Source organism: Gardnerella piotii (assembly GCF_003397585.1).
In the GTDB taxonomy this organism is placed as follows: Bacteria; Actinomycetota; Actinomycetes; order Actinomycetales; family Bifidobacteriaceae; genus Bifidobacterium; species Bifidobacterium piotii.
On sequence record NZ_QJUV01000003.1, the window covers coordinates 1 to 2,428 of the forward strand.

General features: G+C 54.2%; 2 rRNA genes. Both read left to right on the forward strand.

The features are described from left to right. Nucleotides 1-2,105 (forward strand): 23S ribosomal RNA (locus D0T20_RS06335); the annotation flags it as partial. 166 nt (nucleotides 2,106-2,271) lie between these two features. Beyond that, nucleotides 2,272-2,388, forward strand: a 5S ribosomal RNA gene (rrf, locus tag D0T20_RS06340). The last annotated feature ends 40 nt before the right edge of the window (nucleotides 2,389-2,428 follow it).

Consider the following 2,428-nt stretch of genomic DNA (forward strand, 5'->3'; position numbering starts at 1 on the left):
CGGGTACTAATAGCAGCCAAACTCCGAATACCTGTTAGGTTTATCATGGCAGTGAGTCGGCGGGGGATAAGCTCCGTCGTCAAAAGGGAAACAGCCCTGATCGTCGTCTAAGGTCCCGAAGCGCGTGCTAAGTGGGAAAGGATGTGGAGTCGCATAGACAGCCAGGAGGTTGGCTCAGAAGCAGCCATCCTTGAAAGAGTGCGTAACAGCTCACTGGTCTAGTGGTTCCGCGCCGACAATGTAGCGGGGCTTAAGCACGCCACCGAAGACGCGACTGCGTGATTTTTCACGCGGGGTAGGAGAGCGTCCTGTATGGGGTGAAGCGGCAGTGTGAACTTGTCGTGGACTATACGGGAGTGAGAATGCAGACATGAGTAGCGAGAGACAGGTGTGAATCCTGTCCGCTGAATGACTAAGGGTTCCGGGGCCACGTTCGTCGTCCCCGGGTGAGTCGAGTCCTAAGGCGAGGCCGACAGGCGTAGTCGAATGGATGAACGGGTTGATATTCCCGTACCGGTGTTACACCGTTCGAACTGAATCTGAGAGTACTAACCTTCGTTATTCTGGTTGATTGCCTTTCGGGGTTTTCTTCTGGTTTAGTGTTGGGAGCGTATCGGTAGTAGGTTAGCGTGGGAGTGACGCGGGTAGGTAGCCGGCTGCGGAGGTGGTTTTCCGTGGCTAAGCGTGTGGGCTGTCTCCTAGGTAAATCCGGGGGATGTTTAAGCTGAGGCGTGATGGGTAGGCCGTATGGCTGATTCCGGTGATCCTGCTTGCCGAGAAAAGCTTCAACGTGAGGTGTGATTCCGCTCGTACCCTAAACCGACACTGGTGGTCTGGTAGAGTATACCGAAGCGATCGGGCGAATCCTGGCCAAGGAACTCGGCAAATTACTCCCGTGCCTTCGGCATAAGGGAGACCCCTGATGGTGATGTTTTTTACAAGCGGAGCTGTTGGGGGTGGCACAAGCTAGGGGGTAGCGACTGTTTACCAAAAACACAGGAGCGTGCGAAGGCGTAAGCCGCTGTATACGCTCTGACGCCTGCCCGGTGCCGGAAGGTTAAGAGGATCCGTTAGCTTTGGCGAAGCGGTGAATTTAAGCCCCGGTAAACGGCGGTGGTAACTATAACCATCCTAAGGTAGCGAAATTCCTTGTCGGGTAAGTTCCGACCTGCACGAATGGCGTAACGACTTCCCCACTGTCTCGGCCAGGAGCCCGGCGAAATTGCAGTACGAGTAAAGATGCTCGTTAAGCGCAGAAGGACGAAAAGACCCCGGGACCTTTACTATACCTTGGTATTGTCGTTAGGTGTGGATCGTGTAGCATAGGCGGGAGGCTGTGAAGCGTGGGCGCTAGCTTGCGTGGAGTCAACAAGTGAAATACCGCTCTTTCCATATCTGGCGTCTAACCTCGACACGTTATCCGTGTTAGGGACAGTGCCTGGCGGGTAGTTTAACTGGGGCGGTTGCCTCCTAAAGAGTAACGGAGGCGCTCAATGGTCCGCTCAGCCCGGTTGGCAATCGGGTGTTGAGTGTAATCGCACAAGCGGGCTTGACTGTGAGACTGACGGGTCGAGCAGGGACGAAAGTCGGAGATAGTGATCCGGTGCCGGCGTACGGACGTGGCATCGCTCAACGGATAAAAGGTACCCCGGGGATAACAGGCTGATCATTCCCAAGAGTCCATATCGACGGGATGGTTTGGCACCTCGATGTCGGCTCGTCGCATCCTGGGGCTGGAGCAGGTCCCAAGGGTTCGGCTGTTCGCCGATTAAAGCGGCACGCGAGCTGGGTTCAGAACGTCGTGAGACAGTTTGGTCTCTATCCTCTGCGCTCGTTGGAATGTTGAGGAGACCTGCCCATAGTACGAGAGGACCTGGGTGGACGAACCTCTGGTATGCCGGTCGTCACGCCAGTGGCGCTGCCGGTTAGCTACGTTTGGAAGGGATAACCGCTGAAAGCATCTAAGCGGGAAGCCTGCTCCAAGATTAGCATTCCTTGCACTTTGTGTGTGAGCCCCCATGTAGAACACGTGGTTGATAGGCTGGATGTGGAAGCCCTGTAAGGGGTGGAGCTGACCAGTACTAATGGGCGATTGTGATACTACTTGTATTACTTATCGTTTAATTCTCTTAACATTAGGGAGTGTTAAACGGTCATGATTATGGTTAAGTTGTTGATTTTGATGATTGTTTCTTCTGTTTGCTCGCGTTCATGTCCGGTTCCCAAACCGCCAGCTTGCCGCTCGCTTATAGTGAGTGTATAATCTAGTTTTGCGGTGGTCATGGCTCAGGTGAGACGCCCGGTCCCATTCCGAACCCGGAAGCTAAGGCCTGATACGGTGAGGGTACTGCACTCGATAGGGTGTGGGAGACTAACACGCTGCCGCATTATTCTTCTAGCGGGGAACTTGATTGTTCCCCGCTTTTTT